This is a genomic window from Henriciella sp. (assembly GCF_049649345.1).
In the GTDB taxonomy this organism is placed as follows: Bacteria; Pseudomonadota; Alphaproteobacteria; order Caulobacterales; family Hyphomonadaceae; genus Henriciella.
Map to the genome: position 1 here is coordinate 1 of NZ_JBARZC010000447.1, position 2,775 is coordinate 2,775.

The window sequence follows — 2,775 nt, forward strand, 5'->3', positions numbered from 1 at the left end:
TTTCGAGGCCTTTGCCGTGCAGCCAGACGCCCGTCGAGGGCTGATCGAGCTCGACCGTAATCCTTGCCGTCCCGCCGAAATACGTCTCGCGGGGATCAATTTTCAGGTCCAGTTCATAAGCGAGCGGCCTGACACCATCAGGTAATGGGCCTCTCGGCGCAGCTTCATAGAGCTCCGACAGGTCTCGCTCATCCGGGTGCGGGGTCGGCCCGCACGCCGCAAGGAGTAGAATGATGAATGCGCCAAGGGCGAGGAGTCGACTCGACACGACTTGCTCCTGAATTTGCGCCGAATTGGAGCGTGCCAGCCACACCCGCTCAGCCATACGCAGCAATAGCTAAGGCGATTTGGCGAGAATCCGAAGCGGCAAACTGGCACTCACTGAAATTGATGCTAAGACCAGCCTCATGAAGATAGCGACCTGGAATGTGAACTCGATCAAGGCGCGGCTGCCGACCGTGATCGAGGTGCTGAAAACGATCGATTGCGACGTGATCTGCCTGCAGGAGATCAAGTGCGAGACCGACAATTTCCCCTACATGGAAATTGAGGAACTCGGCTATAATTGCGCTGTTCACGGCCAGAAAAGCTATAATGGCTTGGCACTGCTTTCCAAACACCCGCTTGATGACATCCAGAAAGGCCTTCCCGGCAATGAGGAAGATGATCAGGCGCGCTATATCGAAGCGCTGGTGATGAGCGATCAGCCGGTGCGCGTCGGAGGCCTGTACCTGCCAAACGGCAATCCGGCGCCGGGCGACAAGTTCGATTATAAACTCGGCTGGATGGCACATCTGGCGACCCATGCCGAAGCGCTGCTGGAGCAGGAAGACGCCTTCGTCCTGGCCGGCGACTACAACATCATTCCGCGCGATGTCGATTGCTGGGATATTGCCCGCTGGCGCGATGATGCGCTGGCTAGACCCGATGCGCGCGCGGCCTTTCAGAAGCTCAAATGGCTCGGTCTGACAGAGGCCTTCGAAGCGGCCGATGGCCGGGCGCACGAATACTCGTTCTGGGACTATCAAGGCGGCGCCTGGCCGAAGGGGCACGGCATCCGTATCGACCATCTCCTCCTGTCACCGCAAGCCGCTGACAGGCTGGAAAGCGTCGAGATTTACAAGAAGGCGCGCGAGATGGAAAAGCCGTCAGACCATGTGCCGGTCATCGCGACGCTGAGCGCAAGCTGAGCCTATTTGTTAGTGGCGCATATCCGGTTATAGGCGGCAACGCCTTCATTCAGGCTGGCGGCCTTTGCCTGCAACTCGCTTTCCAGCGTGAACAGCTCTTCCTTCAGGGCTTCATATTCAGCCTTGGCCTGATCGGCAGTGTCCGCATGGTCTGCGGTCCAGTTCCGAGTAGCTTCGACCTCTTCCCAATGGTCGCCAGCGTCTTCGACCGAGATAACCAGCTCATCGCGATCGGTTTTCAGGGCCGCAGCTTCAGCTTGCTGCGCCTTCAGCGCTTTCCCTTTCTGGTAGCAGCTGGCGGAAGCCATAGCCGGCAGAAAGGTGGAAGAGATAATTGCAGCAACGGCCATGGTTGTGCCGTAACGAAATGAAGAAGTCTTTGTCATGACTCCACTCCTAGCTTCTGTTTCGTGAAGCCTCGCTGAACAAATTGGCCTTTTCTGGGCCTCAATCTGGCATCGTCAGTCCACCTTACAGATCGGCATAGACATGGCGCTCACCGGCAAAGCCCTCATGGGTGACGGCGCCGCAATGAGCCGGGCCAACCAGCCGGGCAAACTTGGCAAGCGCGCCGGAGCCATAGCGGGTCTGGTGGGGTTGCCACTTGCGCTTCCGGTCTTCCAACTCGGCAGGCGTAAGGCGCACATCGATGGTGCCATTTTCGGCATCGATCATGATCAGGTCGCCATTCTCAATGAGCGCGATCGGGCCGCCCTCCTGGGCTTCCGGGCCGACATGCCCGATGCAGAAGCCGCGGGTCGCGCCAGAAAACCGGCCATCCGTGATCAGTGCAACCTTGTCGCCCATGCCCTGCCCGTAGAGCGCGGCTGTCGTTGACAGCATCTCGCGCATGCCAGGCCCTCCCTTGGCGCCTTCATAGCGGATGACGAGCACGTCGCCTTCTTCATACTGTTTGTTCTCGACCGCCTTGAAACAGGCTTCTTCGCCATCAAAGACACGGGCCGGACCCTGGAATTTGAGGCTCTGAAGGCCGGCTACTTTCACAATGGCCCCGTCTGGCGCGAGGGAGCCCCAGAGGCCAACAACACCGCCTGTTTTCGTGATCGGCTTGCTGGCCGGGTAGATGACCTTCTGCTCCAGGTTCCAGGTCACCTCTTCGAGGTTTTCCGCCCAGGTCTTGCCCGTCACGGTGATGCAATCGGCGTTGATCAGGCCTTCTTCGTGCAGCGTCTTCATCAGCATCGGGACGCCGCCCGCCGCGCCAAAATCCTTGGCCACATATTCGCCGCCGGGCTTGAGGGAGGCGATGTAAGGCGTCTTCTGGAAGATCTCGGCGACGTCCTTAAGCTCGAACTGCACGCCGCACTCATGCGCCATCGCCGGCAAATGAAGCGCAGCATTGGTTGACCCGCCTGTTGCAGCCACAACGATTGCGGCATTCTCGAACGCTTCGCGCGTACAGATATCGCGGGGGCGCAGGCCGCTCTCGACAAGGCGCATCACGGCCTTTCCGGACTCGACTGCATACTCGTCGCGATTGGCGTAGGGCGCCGGCAAAGCTGACGACAGAGGCAGGGCAAGCCCGATCGCTTCGGAGACACAAGCCATTGTATTTGCAGTGAAT

The 2,775-nt window shown here is 59.3% G+C and carries 4 protein-coding genes; 1 reads left to right on the plus strand and 3 read right to left on the minus strand.

Going from position 1 to position 2,775, the window contains the following annotated elements:
• A partial coding sequence (locus tag WA989_RS12405) for a hypothetical protein (RefSeq protein WP_424340807.1) occupies positions 1 to 268 on the minus strand: 268 nt, incomplete at its 3' end.
• Positions 269 to 407: 139 nt separating this feature from the next.
• Here WA989_RS12405 and xth point away from each other — a divergent pair.
• Positions 408 to 1,190, plus strand: coding sequence for an exodeoxyribonuclease III (gene xth / locus WA989_RS12410; RefSeq protein ID WP_424340808.1), 783 nt, complete (start codon positions 408 to 410; stop codon positions 1,188 to 1,190).
• A gap of 2 nt (positions 1,191 to 1,192) precedes the next feature.
• Here xth and WA989_RS12415 read toward each other — a convergent pair whose 3' ends face one another.
• Complete coding sequence (locus WA989_RS12415) at positions 1,193 to 1,576, minus strand: hypothetical protein (protein ID WP_424340809.1); 384 nt, start codon at positions 1,574 to 1,576, stop codon at positions 1,193 to 1,195.
• Between the two features lie 85 nt (positions 1,577 to 1,661).
• On the minus strand, positions 1,662 to 2,775 hold a 1,114-nt coding region (locus WA989_RS12420; RefSeq protein ID WP_424340810.1), incomplete at its 5' end, for a dihydroxy-acid dehydratase.